General features: G+C 67.9%; 19 protein-coding genes, 1 pseudogene and 1 riboswitch. Of the genes and pseudogenes, 12 read left to right on the top strand and 8 right to left on the bottom strand.

The genetic code is table 11. The features are described from left to right. Positions 1–82: 82 nt before the first annotated feature. Both F8566_RS44620 and F8566_RS44615 read right to left on the bottom strand, forming a co-directional pair. Positions 83–991, bottom strand: coding sequence for a PhzF family phenazine biosynthesis protein (locus F8566_RS44620; RefSeq protein ID WP_151569585.1), 909 nt, complete (start codon positions 989–991; stop codon positions 83–85). Positions 992–1,034: 43 nt separating this feature from the next. Beyond that, positions 1,035–1,913, bottom strand: a complete 879-nt coding sequence (locus tag F8566_RS44615) for an MBL fold metallo-hydrolase (RefSeq protein ID WP_151569583.1) — start codon at positions 1,911–1,913, stop codon at positions 1,035–1,037. A 12-nt stretch (positions 1,914–1,925) separates the two neighbouring features. Next, a riboswitch (guanidine-III (ykkC-III) riboswitch) is annotated at positions 1,926–1,993 on the bottom strand. A gap of 318 nt (positions 1,994–2,311) precedes the next feature. On the opposite strand from F8566_RS44615, the gene F8566_RS44610 reads away from it, so the two are divergent. Then, a complete protein-coding gene (locus F8566_RS44610) occupies positions 2,312–3,019 on the top strand; it encodes a hypothetical protein (RefSeq protein WP_151569581.1) in 708 nt (235 codons plus the stop codon). 58 nt (positions 3,020–3,077) lie between these two features. Then, a pseudogene (locus F8566_RS51975) lies at positions 3,078–3,271 on the top strand (transposase); the annotation flags it as partial. 173 nt (positions 3,272–3,444) lie between these two features. Here the strand turns inward: F8566_RS51975 and F8566_RS44605 are convergent. Next, positions 3,445–4,071: an NAD(P)-dependent oxidoreductase gene (locus F8566_RS44605; RefSeq protein ID WP_151569579.1), complete on the bottom strand. Its 627-nt coding sequence runs from the start codon at positions 4,069–4,071 to the stop codon at positions 3,445–3,447. Between the two features lie 110 nt (positions 4,072–4,181). Here F8566_RS44605 and F8566_RS44600 point away from each other — a divergent pair, with 110 nt between their 5' ends. Then, entirely contained in the window at positions 4,182–4,553 is a 372-nt protein-coding gene (locus tag F8566_RS44600) for a winged helix-turn-helix transcriptional regulator (protein ID WP_151569577.1), read from the top strand. 263 nt (positions 4,554–4,816) lie between these two features. Here F8566_RS44600 and F8566_RS44595 read toward each other — a convergent pair whose 3' ends face one another. Next, a complete protein-coding gene (locus F8566_RS44595) occupies positions 4,817–5,611 on the bottom strand; it encodes a phytanoyl-CoA dioxygenase family protein (protein WP_225994088.1) in 795 nt (264 codons plus the stop codon). A 99-nt stretch (positions 5,612–5,710) separates the two neighbouring features. Between F8566_RS44595 and F8566_RS44590 the strand changes: the two genes are divergently transcribed. The 4 genes from F8566_RS44590 to F8566_RS44575 all read left to right on the top strand — a co-directional run bounded on the left by F8566_RS44590 (position 5,711) and on the right by F8566_RS44575 (position 9,812). Next, the gene (locus tag F8566_RS44590) at positions 5,711–6,601 is read left to right on the top strand and encodes an AraC family transcriptional regulator (RefSeq protein WP_151569575.1); all 891 of its coding nucleotides are present in this window, start codon (positions 5,711–5,713) and stop codon (positions 6,599–6,601) included. A gap of 542 nt (positions 6,602–7,143) precedes the next feature. Then, positions 7,144–7,725, top strand: a complete 582-nt coding sequence (locus F8566_RS44585; protein ID WP_151569573.1) for an RNA polymerase sigma factor — start codon at positions 7,144–7,146, stop codon at positions 7,723–7,725. Then, a complete protein-coding gene (locus F8566_RS44580; protein ID WP_151569571.1) occupies positions 7,722–8,606 on the top strand; it encodes a hypothetical protein in 885 nt (294 codons plus the stop codon). Before F8566_RS44585 ends, F8566_RS44580 begins: the two co-directional genes overlap by 4 nt. 240 nt (positions 8,607–8,846) lie before the next feature. Beyond that, complete coding sequence (locus tag F8566_RS44575; protein ID WP_151569569.1) at positions 8,847–9,812, top strand: alpha/beta fold hydrolase; 966 nt, start codon at positions 8,847–8,849, stop codon at positions 9,810–9,812. Positions 9,813–10,007: 195 nt separating this feature from the next. Here the strand turns inward: F8566_RS44575 and F8566_RS44570 are convergent, their stop codons facing one another. Beyond that, positions 10,008–10,373 (bottom strand): ester cyclase, encoded by a 366-nt coding sequence (locus F8566_RS44570; protein WP_151569567.1) that lies wholly within the window; start codon positions 10,371–10,373, stop codon positions 10,008–10,010. 98 nt (positions 10,374–10,471) lie between these two features. Between F8566_RS44570 and F8566_RS44565 the strand changes: the two genes are divergently transcribed. From F8566_RS44565 to F8566_RS44550, 4 genes are all read left to right on the top strand, one after another. Beyond that, entirely contained in the window at positions 10,472–11,083 is a 612-nt protein-coding gene (locus F8566_RS44565; RefSeq protein WP_151569565.1) for a TetR/AcrR family transcriptional regulator, read from the top strand. 111 nt (positions 11,084–11,194) lie between these two features. Then, complete coding sequence (locus F8566_RS44560; protein ID WP_151569563.1) at positions 11,195–11,806, top strand: hypothetical protein; 612 nt, start codon at positions 11,195–11,197, stop codon at positions 11,804–11,806. A 65-nt stretch (positions 11,807–11,871) separates the two neighbouring features. Continuing rightward, positions 11,872–12,261 (top strand): PPOX class F420-dependent oxidoreductase, encoded by a 390-nt coding sequence (locus tag F8566_RS44555; RefSeq protein ID WP_192810196.1) that lies wholly within the window; start codon positions 11,872–11,874, stop codon positions 12,259–12,261. Between the two features lie 429 nt (positions 12,262–12,690). Continuing rightward, positions 12,691–12,912, top strand: coding sequence for a hypothetical protein (locus F8566_RS44550; protein ID WP_151569561.1), 222 nt, complete (start codon positions 12,691–12,693; stop codon positions 12,910–12,912). Positions 12,913–12,923: 11 nt separating this feature from the next. Here the strand turns inward: F8566_RS44550 and F8566_RS44545 are convergent, their stop codons facing one another. Further along, positions 12,924–13,427: a peptidylprolyl isomerase PrsA gene (locus tag F8566_RS44545; RefSeq protein WP_151569559.1), complete on the bottom strand. Its 504-nt coding sequence runs from the start codon at positions 13,425–13,427 to the stop codon at positions 12,924–12,926. A 92-nt stretch (positions 13,428–13,519) separates the two neighbouring features. Between F8566_RS44545 and F8566_RS44540 the strand changes: the two genes are divergently transcribed. Continuing rightward, positions 13,520–13,885 carry a MerR family transcriptional regulator gene (locus F8566_RS44540; protein WP_151569557.1) on the top strand — a complete coding sequence of 122 codons (366 nt, stop codon included), beginning with the start codon at positions 13,520–13,522 and terminating at the stop codon, positions 13,883–13,885. 32 nt (positions 13,886–13,917) lie between these two features. Here F8566_RS44540 and F8566_RS44535 read toward each other — a convergent pair whose 3' ends face one another. Both F8566_RS44535 and F8566_RS44530 read right to left on the bottom strand, forming a co-directional pair. Further along, positions 13,918–15,360, bottom strand: coding sequence for an aldehyde dehydrogenase family protein (locus F8566_RS44535; protein WP_151569555.1), 1,443 nt, complete (start codon positions 15,358–15,360; stop codon positions 13,918–13,920). Between the two features lie 93 nt (positions 15,361–15,453). Then, complete coding sequence (locus tag F8566_RS44530) at positions 15,454–16,659, bottom strand: MFS transporter (protein WP_225994087.1); 1,206 nt, start codon at positions 16,657–16,659, stop codon at positions 15,454–15,456. Positions 16,660–16,766: the final 107 nt, after the last annotated feature.

The following is a 16,766-nucleotide window of genomic DNA, read 5'->3' as shown; positions in this document are numbered from 1 at the left end:
GCAAGGAAGTTCCCCCAATCACGCCGGAACGCAGCGTGAGAATCTACTCAACATCAGATCCACAGCGCTTTGAGACAGGCTCTCACCGTATTTCTCGGTGAGCGAGGAGGGTCGCGGCGCCGCCTACCCAGACGCTGAGTTCTTTTCCCTTGGTCAAGGTGAGGACCGCTGAGCGGCCTGTCTGGGTGTATTGGGCAATCTGGAGCTGTTGGCCTTCATGAATGTGAGGATCGGCGCTGACTTGGGCCGCGTTCGAAACGCCGGTGGCCCGGTCCACGACGAGGCTCTTGCCGAGGTAGGCATTCACCTGGATCGCGCGTTCGGGCATGCGCGTGATGGTGTTGCGGCAGAACAGGTGGATCCCGTTGATGTCCAACTCGCGCTGCAAGGCCATCAGCCGGTCGTAGTCCAGGCCGTCCAGTTCACGCCGCAGCAGCGCAAAGGCGGCGGGTGTCACCTCGACGGTCAGCTTGGGCGAGCCGACGGACAGGACTGGCAGACCGTCGGCCAGGGACGGCAGCGGCACGTGGAAGATCTCCTCGAGTGCCTGCTCACGGCCGTACGCGCTCAGGCTCTCACGGGCGACGAAGTGCAGCATGACCGTGCCGTCGCTGGAGAGCGAGGCGCGCGCCGACCCTCCTGACGGCGTGCTGATCATCAAATCAAGGCCTGCCGTGATGAGCCCTGCCTCGATGAGCGCGTATACGGCGCCGATGAAGCCGTGAGCGCACACCCCGAGGGCCTTCCCGGTCGGTGTCAGGACGGTCAGGTCGAGCTCGTACGCGGTGGGGCCGTCTGTTCCGCGGACCGCGTTGACGAACACGGTCTCGGGGGCGCCGGTGCGGCGAGCCAGCGTCTGGCGTTGCGCTGCGCTGAACGCCTTCACGTCGGCGCCCATGACGACGGCGAACGGATTGCCCAGCGCGTTGTCCGGATCGCGAGGGTCGACGAAGGCCGAGCCAGAGACGACACAGGTCCTGGCCGGAAGCATCACTGCGGTCCTCGCAGGACGAGGCTTGGGGTGTTGGTGCCGTTCATGTGGTGGGCCACAGGATGAACAGCGGGAAGGCGCGGCGGCTGGGTTGGTCGCCGATCTCCTTCAGTGCTGCTCGGATCTCGCGCAGGTGGCCTGTGGTCATCTGCAGTGGGGGCTCGTCGGGCTGGTGAACGGTACGGACCGGGTAGTCAACGCCCGGTTGCCTGGTCATTTCGATGTGGCAGCCGAGCACGTGGGTGACCGTCCGGTGCTCACAGAAGTCGATCAAGCGATCGATCGTCCGGGCGAACGCCTGCCAGTCGTTGATGTAGAGCCGGCCGGGGTAGACCGTGTCACCGGTGAGGAGGAACCCCGTCCACGGGTCGTAGAACGTGACCGCCGCTTCATGATGGCCCGGGGTGGCCAGGCACTCCAGCACCCGGCCTCCCAGGTCGACCTGCGCCACGGCATCGGAGTGGTCGGCGAATCCGAAGTACGGCCAGGCGGTGGTCAGCTCCGCGCCGACCACCGTGGTGTCGGGACGATCGGTGAACTGGCCGTCGCCCGCGATGTGGTCACCATGCGGATGGGTGTGGAGCACCAGCAGGTGATAGCCGGGCCGGGGGTGACGGGCGAGCCAGGACTCGATGAGCTCGTCGACCACTTGGCGAAGGGGGAAGAACTCGGCGGATTCCGTGGCTCCGGTGTCGATCAGCACCACTTGATCGTTGCCGAAGAGCAGGAACAGGAACGGTGCCTCATAGTCGATCGCCATGTTCTGCCGGAGGATGAACGTGTGCTCGTCGTAGGCGTGGACCTGAATGTCCGGGTCGGTGTTGTGCTTGGCCGACGGCGAGCCGTGAATCCACCGGACATCCAGCGGACGAGGCTGCGGAACCGCTCCGGCGAAGTCGATCAGGGAAGTGCGCGCACCCATGACGTCTCCTGGAGTGCGTCGTCTTAGCGGGCCGGGTACGGCGCACATCTCGTCCGGGGAAGGCACGTACGAGCCTCCACGCGGACGGTACCACTGGCCGGGCCTTGCTCCTCGGTCAGGGCGCCCGGAAAAGTCACCTGCCATCGCGAGGTTGCCTCCACAGCACGTCTGTACTCCGACGACCATCCCGCACGTCTCAGACCAACACCCGGATCGCAGTGCCGGGCAAGATGATCACATGACGAAACAGCGGGGCCCACCTCCGCAGTGGAAACGTGAGCACTTCGAGGGAGTGCCAGGCGCTCCCGAGGTTTCGACCTGGCACGTCCCGCACCGAAACCGGCGTGGTACATCCGGTACGGCTAGCTTTGCAGGGATCATCGACGGACGGAGCGTGCGTGCCTGACATCTCTTTTCAGACCGATCGGAGAACCCGGTGGCGGCTCCGGAAGGTCCATGCCGGGCTCAATGAGCAGTTGAGACCAGTTGACTGCCAGACGTGCGGTCGGCCGCTGTCGGGTGAGCCCGCGCTGGTCGTGTACTCCCTCGGTGGGGATCGGGCAGAAGCGACATTGCATCACCCGGAATGTCACCAGGCCGGGTGGTACGACGAAATGGCCGAGCCGTACGCCTTGCAAGGACACCTCACATGGCGGGCCAGCACGTTCACCCTCCCCGCCGCCTTGGGGGCCGCCGTCGGAGCCCCTGCGGTCGATCTACCGGTGTTCCTGGTCAATCCGTCCTATGAGGCCGCGTTGCTGTGTCGCGATAAGGGTGGATGGCGGCTGTGCACCCTACGCACGTACGCGGAGCTAGGGCTCAGCTTGGAAATGCTGCCGTCACTTGACGAGCCAAACCCGATTCTCAGCGCACATATCGACGGTGACCGGATCACAGTCACGATGCAGTCCCCTGGCGATCGGGTCCGCCAGTGGTCGAACATCCCATTGGCCCCGTCGGTCGCCGACTTGGTACGCCAGCGTGAGTCCATCGTCGTAGCCGTGACGACCCTGGTAGACATGAGCCAGCCGATGGAGCTCATGCAGGCGTGGATGTTGACAGTGGCCGGCGGCCTGTCCGCGGTGGGAGTAGCAGCGCTGCGGTAGCCCCTCAATCCTTAGAGCGTGCTGAAGAACCGGTGAGCGCTCACCGCTATCGAGCCGCATCGTTGATTCGCAGTCGGTGAAGGCGTCGGAGACCGTTAGCAAGGCCACGCTCGGATTCGATCCGGCCAAGAGAATCAACGGGCGCAAACGCCACGTGGTCTGTGACCCGGGCGGGTTGCAGGGGTGATGGTTATGGTGACCGGGGCCGACCGGCCCGACCGCGAGGTGGCGCGCGAGGTGCTGGCGCGGCTGTGGCAAGCGCCGCCCCGGCCACCCCTGCCGCCTCCCGCCAATACGGGCCGCTGGTCCGGCCGATCGAGTAGCGCAGGTGCGCACCCGCACGGCTCCCAGGAGGAGGTCGGCTGCCTAGCGCAGGCCCGGGCGGCGCCTGCCAAAGCCCCCTGCCGTCATGTCATGTCATGTCGTCATGTCACGGCCAGGTGGCTGCGGTGGTGCCGTGGGGTCTCGGCCTCATCGAGCAGGACGAGGGCGAAGTCCGCATAGGAGATGCGCGCCGTCATGTCACCGTGTTCGCGGATCTCATAGTGACCGGTGCGATCCCCCTCGTGGTCGAAGTCGCCAACTGGGCTGACATACACCCAGTCCAGCGTGCCGCCTTCAACGCCAAGCGCCTCAAGACCGGCGGCGTGGGCCAGGCAGAAGGGCCGGAACTCGGCGGGGAAATCGGGCATGTCCAGCAAGCGGATCCCATCGGGGCCGGGCAGGAGCGATGCGAGCCCAACGGTGACGAGCCTGTCCACCCCGGCCTGCTGCAGGCCCTTGATGAGGGCATGTGCGGCGCTGGTGAAGAAGGTCTCCGAGTCGATGACCGCCGCCGTGTTGATCGCGGCGTCGTGCCCAGCCGCGAGGGCGGCGACGTCGGCCACATCGGTGACATCTCCGGCGGTGATCCGTACGCCGCCGTCCGCCAAGCCGCCGTAGCGGGACGGGTCGCGGACCACCGCTGTGACCTGGTGTCCACGCCGACGCGCTTCAGCGACAGCCTGCCGGCCGGCTCGACCACCGGCCCCGAAAACCACGAACCTGCCCATTGTTGGAATACCTCCGGTTGACTCGATGCTCCCGAAAGGTATCCGCAAGGGCGGTTACCTCCTGGATACCGAGACAAGTCACCGGTCCCAGCCCACAGGCAGGAGAAACCATGACGCACCGGCAGCCGCTGCCTCCGGACATGTTCGACGAGCTGTGCCCGTCCTCACTGTTGCCATTCCGCTTCGGTGACAAGTGGGCAGCTCTTGTCCTTCGCTGCCTGGAAGGCGGTCCGCGCCGATTCTCCGAGCTTCGCGTGCCACTGCACCGCGTCACCCCGAAAGTGCTCACTCAGTCGCTGCGCGGCCTGGAGCGAGATGGGCTCATCTCACGCACGGTGCACGCTGACCCGAAAGCGGGAGTGGAGTACGCGCTGACGCCGCTGGGCCGCAGCATGCTGGAGCCACTTGAGGCTGCATGCGCGTGGGCAGCCGAGCACTGGGACGAGCTACTCGACGCACGGGAGCAATACACAGCTCCATAACCAGCCGGCTCACTGCGCGCAGCAGGTTCGGGAGCTGGCCTCACTGGCTGCGATTGCGGGTGAGCCAGCGTGTGGTGTTGAGGATGTCGGCGGCCAGGCGGACCGACTGCGGCCATGGGGTCTTGCCGGTGAGGACGGCGTCCAAGGCTTCCAGTGGTTGGGTGCAGGCCGGTGCGGTGGGACGACCTGGGGGACGTGCCGGAGGCTGGTCGCGGCGGCGCCGGTTCCTGGTCGATCTTGGTTCTTCGGTTGAGGGAGAGCACTTAAGCCCAGGGGCGGGGAAAAGTGTCGCCGTCCAGCCGTTCACCCGCGGCGAGCCCGAGGGGGTCGGTCACGATGTGCCCGGTCCCGCTGTAGCGGGTCGCCTCGTCCATGTAGATGGTGACGTGGGCGAGCCTGGCCTGGTCGGTGCGGTTGGGCAGTGCCATGTGGCCGGTGTAGCCGCTGTGGAACGTGCAGTCGCCTGCGCGCAGTGGCACGGTGACCCGGGGAATCCAGCGCAGTGACGGGTCCAGCGTGAACAGGTCCTCCTCGTGGTGGAGGTCTTGCGGGCGCAGGCCGGTGCGATGCTGGGTGCCGGGCAGGAAGGTCATGCAGCCCCGTTCCGGGGGAACGTCGACCAGCGCTATCCACGCTGACAGCGGGAGCCGGTCGCCCGCATGCGGCCAGTACGGACGGTCCTGATGGAACTCCGTGGCGGCGTTGTTGTGCGGTTCCTTGACCAGCATCTGGTCGTGCCAGAGCCGCAGCGGAAACCCGGCGAGCTGTTCGGCGATGCGGCCGAGGCGCGGGTCGAACGTGAGCTCTCGCAGCGTCTGGTCGTGTTGCCAGACGTTGACCAGCTGGCTGAAGACGCCTTGCCGTTCCACGCTCTCCGCGCGGTGTGCCTCCAGGAACGCCTCGGCGGCGGCCCGGAAGCGCTCGATCTGGCTGGGATCGAGTACGCCGCGTACTCGGACGAAACCGGATTCACGATAGGCAGCAACAAGCTCGTCCGGCACCTGTCCGTCGGTGTCGACGTCGCTGCCGGAGTGCTCGTTCGTAGTCGTTGGCATCATTGACCTCCAAGATTTCGTGCCGTTGGGATAACGCAAGCCTCGTTGAGGGGCACCGCCACGAGCTAGGCCGATCCAGGCAAGTAGTCGTACGATCCCGACATGCCTGCCACCCTGCACGAGCACGCCTTGTTCAACGGGGGCCCGGTGCTGGGCGGCGTCCACCACCTGGATCTCGACATCGAGCCGCACGCCCACGACTTCCTTGAGATCGCGGTGATCGGAACCGGTCGTGGCCGGCACGTGACCAGCCAGGGTGAGCAGCCGCTGCGGCGCGGGCAGGTCATCGTGCTCCGTCCCGGGGCCTGGCACGGCTTCCGGGACTGCATGGACCTGACCGTCGCCAACTGCTGCCTGTCCGCCCAGGCGCTACGGGCCGAACTGGCGGCGCTCAATGACATCCCGATGCTGCGCCAGATGTTGTGGACCGATCCGGTGGCGTCGGGCGCGCATGGCGTGGCGGTCACGACCGTCGATCCGGTCGCCGCCGAGGACGCCATCACGGAGATCAGCCTGCTCGAACGGGATCTCGGAGCCGACCAGAACCGGCCCGGCCGTGTGCTGGGCCGGCTGGTCACCGTGCTCGGCGTCCTGGCCGACGGCCGTGACCCCGGGCCGGCGACGCCCGAGTCCGCCGTCCACCCCGCCGTCACCGCCACCATCGCCCGCCTTGAGGCGGCGCCTGCCCACCCGTGGCGGCTTGACGATCTCGCCCGGGCGGTCAACCTGGATCCCGCCTATCTCGGCCGGTTGTTCGGACGGTATGTCGGATTGACGCCGCTGGGCTTCCTGGCCCGGCTGCGAGCCGAACGGGCCGCCACGTTGCTGGCACACTCGGCCTTGCCGGTCGCCCGGGTCGGTGCCACCGTCGGCTGGGACGACCCGACGTACTTCGCCCGCCGTTTCCGGACCCTGGTCGGCCTGACACCCACCGAATACCGGCGACGTAGCCGGTCAGCCGCCTCTGTGCAGCTCACTCAGCACCCCGGGTGAACGGACGAGTCCCTGACACGTGCAAGAAAACGCACACCGGACTCGTCCAACGCCACCACCAGCCCGCCCGGATAGGTCCGCGCCCACCGGCGGACGATGATCACGTATGCGCCGGCCGCGACGGCCACGCCGCCCACCAGCAAGGGCCCCAGACCAGCACGACCACCACGCACATGAAGATGTAGGTCGCGACGGCTTCCGAGATGTCTCCCCACCGACTCCGGTGATAGACGTATCTGACGTCTTCAACCAGATTGGCGTCTTCCATGGCGCCCCTGCGATGCGTTCGGCGAGGTACTGCGTTTGTCGATCCGCACCGAAATGATGACCAGACCTAACCGTGACCGCGCCTGCCGCGGAACGCGACCGTGTGGTCTTTGCCTGCCGCGACTTCAATGCAGGTGTCTCCCGCCTCACGTGGTCAGCGCTGCCGGCTGGGGCGACGCGCGATGTCACCGGCGAGAGCACGGAGGAGGCCGTGGCCGACGCCTCGTCGAGACGGTTCGCGACACACCTGTGGGCCTGCCGGACATGACCTAGGCATGAACGTCACCGACACCGGGCCACCGGAGCGCACCCAGCGCTTCGCCCACCTCTACGAGCAGACGTATGCCGCGTTGCTGCGGTTTGTCGAGCGTCGCGTCCACCCCTCCCACGCCGAGGACGTGGTCGCCGACGTGTTCCTCGTCGCCTGGCGGCGCCTGGACGACGTGCCACTGGCGGCGGACGAGGCGCGGGCCTGGCTGTTCGGCGTCGCGCACCGCACTCTCCGCAACGGGCTGCGGGCCGACCAGCGGCGGCAGGCGCTCGCCGTCCGCATCGCCGACAGCCAGTTGACCGGCGCCGCGGCGGCCGGGCTGGACCCCGAGCTGGTGGCACGCCGGCTCGACCTCGTCCAGGCGTGGCGGCGGCTCAGCCCGCGCCACCAGGAGACGCTCGCCTTGGCCGTGTGGGACGGCCTCACCGCCCCACAGGCCGCGCGGGTGCTCGGCATTTCCCCCGTCGCGTTCCGGCTTCGGCTCACCCGGGCCCGGCGTGCCCTGCGCCACCACGCCGACGCGGCCCCCGCCACCACGACCCAGCCCGTGGCGACCGCCACCGTCGACTCCCGGAGCACACGATGAACGACACCCTTGACCACACCCTGCGCGACCTCGACCCGGCGGTCACCCCCGCCGACCTGGACACCAGCACCGACCCCAAGGCCCGGGCGCTGCTGGCCCGGGTGGTGGCCACCGACTCGATGGGGACGCCCGAGCCGACGACCAGCAGCCCCCGTAAGCGCACCGCCAGGCGTCTCACCGCTATCGGCGGAGGGGTGGCCGTCGGCATCGCGGCGGCGCTGCTGCTGCCCGGCGTGTTCGGCGGCGGCTCGGCGATGGCAGCGTGGACAGCGACGCCGCACACGGTGAGCGGTGACCGGGCCGCCGACGCCCAGAAGAAGTGCCTCGACAGCGCCCGGGACACTGCCAAGAACACAACCGGGCGCGAGCTCGGCTTCCGGCCTGTGGTGACGGAGGGCCGGGGGCCGTGGACGCTTGTCTACGTCAACGACGACAGCAGCCACCTGGCCGAGATCACCTGCCTCCTCGACAAGGGCGACCTCGTCGGCTCGACGGGCAGCACGCCGGGGCCCGACGCACAACCGCTTCCGCCCGTTCCCGCAGGGTCGGCGCGGGCCGCCCTCGGCTCGGTCATGAGCACGAGTGAGGAGAGCGTGCGTGTCGTGACCGGCAGGGTCGGCGCCGGCGTGGTGGGCCTGGAACTCGCCACGGAGGCGAAAGGCAGCGTCGCCGCGACCGTCAGCGGCGGCTACTTCGCGGCCTGGTGGCCGGACGCGCCGACGACGGAGGAGCGCGAGAACGCCTCACCCCGCGGCGGCGTCAAGCACGTCACCGCAATCCTCCAGAACGGGTCGCGGCACAACGTCTCCCTTGAGGAGCTCACCGGCCGGACGAGCGCGCAGCTGAACACACCGGCCACGGGCGGCTCCACGCGCGGCTGACCTGGCCACCCGCGGCGGCGCCGGGCCTCACCGTCCGGCGCCGAACACCGGGTGGACGGACACGGCACGGCGAGCTCGTACCCGGACAGCCGGCTCCAGCAACCTGCGCCGATCCTTCCGGGGCGGGTCGGCGCAGGGTGCTGGGCTCACGGTTCTCCAAGTAGTGGGACGGAGCGATGGTTTTCAAGCGGCGCGGCGGTCACAACTCGCGAGTGTTCGTGACCAACGACGGGAGCAGACATGCCATCGACCAGAAAACGGCTCTGGCGGGCCGTGACGTCCGTACTCGCCGCGCTGGCCGTCACCTTGAGCCTTGCGGCCGGCTCGGCCGGGGCCGAACCGGCCGGGTCCGGCGAACCGACGTCGGGCCCGGCCCGATTCGCGGACGGGTTCCAGCACGGCAAGGTCCAGGTGAACGGCTCTGTCATCCACTACGTCCGCGGCGGATCCGGGCCGCCGCTGGTGCTGATCCATGGCTGGCCGGAGACGTGGTGGGCGTGGCACAAGGTGATGCCCGCCCTCGCCCGCAAGCACACGGTCATCGCGGTCGACCTGCCAGGGCTCGGTGACTCCACTGCCCCGCCCAGCGGCTATGACAAGGCGACCACGGCGCTGCGGATCCGCGAGGCCGTGCGCAAACTGGGCTTCACGAACGTGGGGATCGTGGCGCACGACATGGGCGTCTCGATTGCCTACCCGTGGGCCCGCGACCACCCCGGTGAGGTGTCTCGGATCGCCGTGATGGAGTCCCCGCTTCCCGGCTTCGGGCTTGACGACCTCAACGCGTTCACCTGGCACATCGAGTTCAACCAGATGAGGAAGCCCGTCCCCGAGCAGATCGTGGACAACGACGACGTCAAGCCGTTCTACGGCTCCATCTATGACGCCACCCGCCACCCCGACGCCATCGACCGGGAACGCTACTACCAGGCCTACGTCGACCCCGCCGATCGCAGCGCGGGCTTCGATTACTACCGCGCTTTCACCGCCGATGCCGCCGACAACCGCGCGAACGCGAGCAAACGCCTGCGCATGCCGGTGCTGGCGATGGGCGGCCAATACTCCATGCAGTCCCTGGTCGCGCAGTCGTTCCGCAACGTAGCCGACGACGTCCGCGAAGTGATCGCCCCAGATTCCGGGCACTTCATCCCCGAGGAGAACCCGAAATTCACAACTGACCAAGTGCTCGCCTTCTTCAGCTCCTGAGCGGCTGTCTTCAATCCCCTCGACGGGCAAAAGTAGGACGCTGAGAGGCCGGTCGCCGACACGCCGGAAGGCCGGGCGCCGACCGGCCTGGTCAGCTTGGTCACGCTCATGAGCTGGCTTGGTGGTCAGCCCGGCAGGCCGGGCCTCGGCGAGCGCCATGATGATCCGTACGGCGCAGACGTTGGCCTCGTGGTCTTAGCTGACACGCGGGTCCGGGCCCTCGGTGGCTCCCCACGCCTCCGCGAAGCGGCCATCGGCGATGCGGAAGATCTCGATGAGCATTGGCTGTGCGTTGCCCTCCGGGATTGCGATGCCCTGTACGGACGAGCGGACGGCGACGCGGTCGCCGTCGACCACGATGTCGTCGGCGACGACGCGCACGTCGGGAAATTGGGCAACGAGCTTGGTCCAGGCGTCCTTGCCCGCCTCGAACCCGGTCGCGCCAAGTGGATGGCTGAAGAAATCGGGTGTGTGCAGGTCGGCGGCCTGGTCGAACTGCCGGGTGTTGAAGCACTCCTGCATCCGCCGCACTAGGGCGATCACGTCGTCGCGTGTGGTCATCGGCTCCTCCTGATCGATGAACTGGACATAAGCGGGGCGTCGCCCCGGTTACGATCATCGAGTATACGGTGCGACGCCCCGGTTATGCTGTTGCCGATATGTCCAGCCAGCCACCTGAGCCCGTTCCGGCAGCTCACGGGAGTGACCGCGAGCTGCGAGCTGACGCGCGCCGCAATCGGGAGCGGGTGCTGCGCACCGCGCAGCAGCTGTTCGCGACGGAGGGCCTTGGCGTCTCGCTCGATGAGATAGCCCGCCGCGCGGGCGTCGGCCCCGGCACCGTCCACCGGCACTTCCCGTCCAAGGAAGCGCTGTACCTCGCTGTCGCGATCGATCAGCTGAGGCAGCTCGTGGCGGAGGCAGAAGCGCTCGCCGCCACCGGCGATCCCGCAGCCCTCTTCACGCTGTTGTCACGGATGATGGCTTCGGGCGCCGAGAACGCAGCCGTCAAGAGCGCGCTCGTGGCCGCCGAGTTCGACTTGCGCACCGCCGCCCCGGACGTCGCCGCAGATCTCACACGCCATGTCGCAGGCCTGCTCCACCGCGCGCACGAAGCCGGCGCCGTACGCCACGACCTCACCGTCGACGAGGTGATGGCACTCGTCGCAGGCGCCTTCGCCGCCATCCGCCACGCCAACGCAGAGACCAGCCGCAAACGCGCAGCACATATCGCCCAGCTCATCCTCGATGGGCTACGCCCCCAACCCCGGTGACCGACCGTCCTGACATGGCGATCTTGGTGTGGCGAGGACCAACCTGGGCGAGCTCGAGGCAGGCTGCCTGATCTCGCTTCCTGGCAGGACGTTCTCCGAGACTGCGGTTCGTTGCGAAAGCAACCGACGGTTGCGGTGGTGCGTCTGTGTTTCATGAACGTTTCTCTGCTCCGCTCTCCTCAGCTTCGTCCGCGCCGCCGCTGGTTCGTGGTCGCGATGGCGTTCGCCTTAGGCTGGCTCGCTTTCGTGGCCTGGGGGTTCCACGCCTTCGTGTTCAGTGCGCTGCCGCAACGTACGTTCGCGGCTGGTGAGACCGTGTCCATGCGACTGGACCCGGGTGAACGGATGGGTTTCTACGTCGACCAGCGGGGCACGCCCGGCGACCGCTGCCAGGCCTATGACCAGTCCGGACGGCCAGTGCCCGTCCAGCCCGAAACCAGCCAGGTCACCTTGACCATCAAAAGCACGACGTGGCACGGGTTGTGGCGCCTGGACGTGCCGGTCGCGGGCACCTATCGACTGACGTGCCTGAAGAACGCCTCCAACGCCGACGCCCGCTACGCCGTCGGCAGCCAGCCGCAGGTGAGCGATCTCGCCACCGCGGTCGTGGGGGGATTCACCTGCTTCGGCGCCGCCGCGGCGACCACGATCGTGGTGCTGATCCGCCGCAACGCCCATCGCCGCCAGTTGACGCAGATACCGGCCGCAACACCCCCACACTGACCTGGCGGCGTGTCGTGGCTGCGTGCGTTTGACTGCATTGATGTCAGGGTTGGAGGCTGGCCCGCATGATCTTCGAACAGGCGGAACTCGACTATCTGACCAGCCAGCCCATCGGCCGCATGGCCACCGTTTCTCCGGCTGGCCAGGTGCAGAACAACCCGGTCAATTTCTTTGTGGACGCCGCCGCAGGCACGATCACAATCGGCGGGGGCGCGCTGGGGGCGTCCAAGAAGTTCAGGAACGTCCAGAAGGGCAGCACCGTGTCGTTCGTCGTGGATGATCTGGCGTCGGTGGACCCCTGGGTGCCGCGCGGCATCGAGATCCGGGGCACGGCGGTGGCTCTGACCGATCACGAGCCGCCGCTGCCGGGCCTTTCCCGGGAGGTCATCACGATCACGCCCAACCAGATCATTTCTTGGGGATTGAACGGACCCAGGTCGAGCCGCAAGGTGTGAGACCCATCGCCCTCTTCCAGCGGCGAAGCTCGGCGCTGGGAGGGGCCACGCGGGTGTCTATGTGCCCGTGGTCTTTCTGGCGTCTGGCGGAAAGATCGTCCTACGATGGCCCGAGGTCGGTCAGGGCCTGTTGCAGGCGCATGGAGTCGCCTGGCCGCCCGTGCTGATAATGGGCACCAGCGTCTCCCGCTTGGGGGAGCGAGACCTGGTCCGATGGACGGACAGGGATGGTCAGGCGGACCCTCGTCGCATTGATCGTGGTTGTGGCCGGGATGGGCGCGTACCAGAACTTCAGCGCCGAGCCCGAGACCCGGCACGAGGTGGTGTTGCGTCACGCGGACCGGTTCACGGCCATCCGGCAGCAGCTTGGTCAAGTCGCCCGCGTGATGCCGGGTCCCTCTCGAACGAATCCGCATCCACTTCAACGCGGTGATCGTCGAGCTTTCCACTCGACGCGTCCTGTGCACGGTCAGCGATCAGGCGGAGATAGAGCCTGGCTACATGTACTCGTATCCCAAGGGTTCTAACGCCGAGGAGATGGAGCAAGCGAAGTACGAAGATTCACGTCGCCACGTTGTCGGGGCCGGGAGCGAAAAGCTTGAGAGGCTGCTGAACAGCCTGCAGCGCGGCCACTTCGACCTCACCTCCTAACCGGTCTGGCCTCAAGAGCCACCTGCCCGGATCGCCGACGGCCTGCCTGGCGGAAGGCCGCCGACTGACCGAGACGTTCGGCTTGGCACGTGGACGATTTGGTGCACGGTGCCGCCCGGGTCGGTGGTGAAGTGCAGGCCTTTGGCGGCAAGGTGGTCGCCGAGTTCGGCGGGGTTCTGGACGGCGGTTTCGGGCAGGAGGTAGTACTCCTCCAGCACGGCACGAGCGGTGTCGTTGTCGCTGACCGCGCAGTCCCAAATGACCTGGTCGCCGTCGGTGGTGATGTCGAACGCGAAGAATGCGCAGCAGGCCTTCTCGCGTTCGGCCAATTTCCGCACCTGCTGCTCGACGCCTGGGTTGGCGCGCAGCTGGAAGCGAATGCCCTCGGCGGTCCTTTCGCGGCCGATGAGGTGCCGGCCGAAGAGGTCCTGGTACGCGTCCAGGCGCTGCTGGGGTGTGTCGGTGGCGGTGGTCATGTCGCAGACGACGGGAGTGGAGGCAGGTGGGATGTCCATGGCTGGATTCCTTCCGGAAGCGGTGGCTTGTGGTGCCTGCATCCCAGACCCTAAAGTCTGGACCATAGTCCAGAGTCAAGGGGTGAGGTCGCGTGAAGATCGGGGAGGTCGCCCGCGAGGCCGGCGTCAGCGTTGACACCGTGCGCTTCTACGAGCGGCGTGGGGTGTTGCCCGCTGCCGAACGCAGGCCGTCGGGTTATCGGATCTTTGACGCCGCGACGGTCGAGCGGATCCGCATGGCCAAAGGGCTGCAGGAGCTGGGCCTGACGTTGGACGAGGTGGTCGACGCGCTGGCCGCGCATGACGCGGGCGGGGCCACGTGCGATAGCGAGCGGTGGCGTCTGGAGGCGGTGGTCGAACGGATCGACGCCAAGATGGCCGAGCTGGCCAGGGCCCGGCGGGCAGCCCTGCAAAGCCTGCAAGACTGCCACGCCGGGCGCTGCCGGTTCCTCAGTTGACGCACGCACGAACCGCGCGCCTGGCTCGACAGTCAGACGGTCTGTCGTTCGTTGTCCAAAGCACTTGTGGTCCTTGCGGGACGGGTGAGGGCCTGTAGTTCGGTGTAGCGGTGGAGACCCCACGGTCCATTGGTCACGCCGATCCCACTCTGCTTGTGGCCTCCGAACGGAAGGTCCGGGCGCAAGCCGTTTCCGTGAGCGTTCACGGTGACCTGCCCGCACTCCAGTCGCGATGCCACGTCCGCCGCCCTGGCATCGTCGTCCGTCCACACCGACGCGGTCAGGCCGTACGGGGTGTCGTTGGCCCGGTCGACCACATCGTCCAGATCGCGGTAGGCGATGACAGGCAACGCGGGGCCGAACTGCTCCTCGTCAACGATGCGGATGCCGTCCGACACACCGGTCAGGATGGTCGGCTCGAAGAAGTATCCGGGACGTTCGAGTGCCCGTCCTCCGGCTGCGGCGACCGCGCCGTGCGCGATGGCGTCGGTGACCAGTTCGGACACCCGGTCGAACTGCGGGCGGTTGGCGATCGGGCCCAGCTGGACGTCGTCGAAGCCGCTCCCGACGCGCGCCGCCTTCGCCCGTTCCGCGAGAGCCTCCACCAGGTCGGCATGGCGTCGCTCGTGGACGTAGACCCGTTTGATCACCATGCAGTTCTGGCCGTTGTTCATGAAGGCGCCTGTGAAGACGTCGTCGGCGATCCGGGCCAGATCGGCGTCTTCGAGCACGATGGCGGGATCGTTGCCGCCCAGTTCCAGAGTGACGCGCTTGAGATCCTTGGCCGCCGCGGCGGCGACCTTCATCCCGGTCGCGACCGAGCCGGTGAAGGTGATCTTCCGGGGGGTGGGGTGCGCCGTCATCCAGGCACCGAGGGGATCCTGACCGCTGACGATGTTCAGCACGCCGGGCGGGAAGACGCCGCGCACCATCTCCCCCATCGCCAAGGTGGCCAGCGGCGTGAACGGCGAGGGCTTGAGCACCATGGTGTTGCCCGCCAGCAGCGCGGGTGCGATCTTCCAGATCGCGAGGATGATCGGCAGGTTCCACGGCGCGATGGCGGCCACGACGCCCATCGGGCGGCGCGCCACCTCGGCGAAGCCGTTCTGGTCGTCCTGGACGATCTCACGCGGGATTTCCAGGTCGGCGTAATAGCGCAGCCACATGGTGGCCCAGCCGATCTCGGCGCGCGCCTCCGGAAGGGGCCTGCCCTGTTCGGAGGTGAGCAGCCGCGCGAGCCGTTCGGCACCGGAGTCCAGAGCGTCGGCGGCGTCGAGCAGGGCGCGCCGGCGCACCTCCTCGTCGAGTTTCCAATGGCGGTAGGCCTCGGCGGCGGCGTTCATCGCCGCGTCCAGGTGCCCTCTGCCGGAGTCCGGGGCCTGCGCGAAGACCTCTCCTGTGGCGGGGTCGATGACGTCGAACGTTCCGTCGCCCGTCGTTGCCGCGCCGTTGATGGTCATCGTGAATCCGGTCATCGTCGTTCCTTGGCTGTCGGTGATGGATGAAGGATGAGAGGAAGGTGAAAGCGCGGGAGTCGCGTCGAGCGCGGGTCAAGCTCGGGAGCCGCGTCAGGTTCGTTCCGGCTCGGCGGACTGATGCCGGTGTCCGGTATCGGTACGCGATGCCGGCGCCGGTTTCCCGCCCGTGACCGGTCGGCGGGTCGTGGCCAAGGTGAGGGCGAACGCCAGCGCGGTGATCGCGGCGGCCGGCAGCCCGAGCCGGGCCGGAGCGATCCAGCTCTGGGCGAGCCCGCCCAGGCCGCCGCCAAACGCGATGCCGACGTACACCGCCGCGGAGTTGAGGCCGAGCAGAATCGGCGAAGCGGCCGGCGCGTGGGCGACCAGGCGGTGCTGTTGCGGGATGACGGGGATGCCGATGCAGAGGCCCCACAGCGAGGCCCACACCACCGCGGACGCCAGGCCGGCCATCATGATCGGACTGATCGCCAGCACCAGCGTCGCCGCGAACAGGGACACCGCCAGAACGCGTTCGGGACGGTATCGATCGGTGAGGGGGCCTGCGATGAGGGTTCCGGCGAGCGTGCCAAGTCCCCAGGCGAGGAGCAGGACGGTCAGCGTCGTTGCCGAGCCGCCGGTCAGATCCTCCGTCGCGGCCGCCACGTAAGGGTAGAGCAGGTACGACCCGGCAAGCGCCGTCATGGTGACGACCAGAACGCCCAAAACCCAGGGTTGCTTCATCGGGGCAAGGCGGGCGCGGAAGCCGGCGGCGGGCAACGACACCTTGGGCAGGCCCAAGGCAATGCCCAAGGCCGCGACGAGCCCCGCCCCGGCGACGGCCCACAGGGTGAGACGCCAGTTGGCGCCGCCGATGAGCGTGCCGATGGGAAGGCCGAGCGCGGTCGAGGCGCTCAGGCCGCCCATGACCAGTGCCAACGCGCCTCCCCGCCGTTCGGGAGGTACCAAGGCCACGGCTGTGCTGGACGCGGCGGAGGTGATGATGCCCGCGCCGGCCGCAGTGACGATGCGGGCGACGAGGACGAACGTGTAGCTGGTGCCCAGCGCGGTGGCGGCGTTACCGGCGACGAAGACGGCCAGTGCCAGCAGCAATGCGGTGCGCCGGTTCATCCCGCTCGTCGCCGCTCCCAGGACCGGGGCCGAGATCGCGAAGGTCAGGGCGAACACGGTCACCAGCTGCCCGGCGACGGGAACCGTGACACCGAGGTCCTCCGCCATCGCCGGCAGCAGCCCGGCGATGACGAAGTTGTCGGTGCCCACCGCGAACGTGGCCAGCGCCAGGGGAAGCAACCGGAGCACGATCGTTCCTTTCATTGGACTGTTGGGCGATCATCAAACTAACCATCAGTTTGATATTTGTCCAACTATCCAATGAACGCTACCGTGGATCCGTCCGAGGGGCACGG

The sequence above is a fragment of the Actinomadura rudentiformis genome (assembly GCF_008923185.1).
Lineage (GTDB): Bacteria > Actinomycetota > Actinomycetes > Streptosporangiales > Streptosporangiaceae > Spirillospora > Spirillospora rudentiformis.
This window is presented reverse-complemented; position numbering and strand designations above follow the sequence as displayed.

What these genes read in the sequence shown, in the direction of transcription:
- F8566_RS44620 (WP_151569585.1), bottom strand. Translation starts at nt 991, where the DNA reads ATGCTTCCGGCCAGGACCTGTGTCGTCTCTGGCTCGGCCTTCGTCGAC.
- F8566_RS44615 (WP_151569583.1), bottom strand. Translation starts at nt 1,913, where the DNA reads ATGGGTGCGCGCACTTCCCTGATCGACTTCGCCGGAGCGGTTCCGCAG.
- F8566_RS44605 (WP_151569579.1), bottom strand. Translation starts at nt 4,071, where the DNA reads ATGGGCAGGTTCGTGGTTTTCGGGGCCGGTGGTCGAGCCGGCCGGCAG.
- F8566_RS44600 (WP_151569577.1), top strand. Translation starts at nt 4,182, where the DNA reads ATGACGCACCGGCAGCCGCTGCCTCCGGACATGTTCGACGAGCTGTGC.
- F8566_RS44595 (WP_225994088.1), bottom strand. Translation starts at nt 5,611, where the DNA reads ATGATGCCAACGACTACGAACGAGCACTCCGGCAGCGACGTCGACACC.
- F8566_RS44590 (WP_151569575.1), top strand. Translation starts at nt 5,711, where the DNA reads ATGCCTGCCACCCTGCACGAGCACGCCTTGTTCAACGGGGGCCCGGTG.
- F8566_RS44585 (WP_151569573.1), top strand. Translation starts at nt 7,144, where the DNA reads ATGAACGTCACCGACACCGGGCCACCGGAGCGCACCCAGCGCTTCGCC.
- F8566_RS44580 (WP_151569571.1), top strand. Translation starts at nt 7,722, where the DNA reads ATGAACGACACCCTTGACCACACCCTGCGCGACCTCGACCCGGCGGTC.
- F8566_RS44575 (WP_151569569.1), top strand. Translation starts at nt 8,847, where the DNA reads ATGCCATCGACCAGAAAACGGCTCTGGCGGGCCGTGACGTCCGTACTC.
- F8566_RS44570 (WP_151569567.1), bottom strand. Translation starts at nt 10,373, where the DNA reads ATGACCACACGCGACGACGTGATCGCCCTAGTGCGGCGGATGCAGGAG.
- F8566_RS44565 (WP_151569565.1), top strand. Translation starts at nt 10,472, where the DNA reads ATGTCCAGCCAGCCACCTGAGCCCGTTCCGGCAGCTCACGGGAGTGAC.
- F8566_RS44555 (WP_192810196.1), top strand. Translation starts at nt 11,872, where the DNA reads ATGATCTTCGAACAGGCGGAACTCGACTATCTGACCAGCCAGCCCATC.
- F8566_RS44545 (WP_151569559.1), bottom strand. Translation starts at nt 13,427, where the DNA reads ATGGACATCCCACCTGCCTCCACTCCCGTCGTCTGCGACATGACCACC.
- F8566_RS44535 (WP_151569555.1), bottom strand. Translation starts at nt 15,360, where the DNA reads ATGACCGGATTCACGATGACCATCAACGGCGCGGCAACGACGGGCGAC.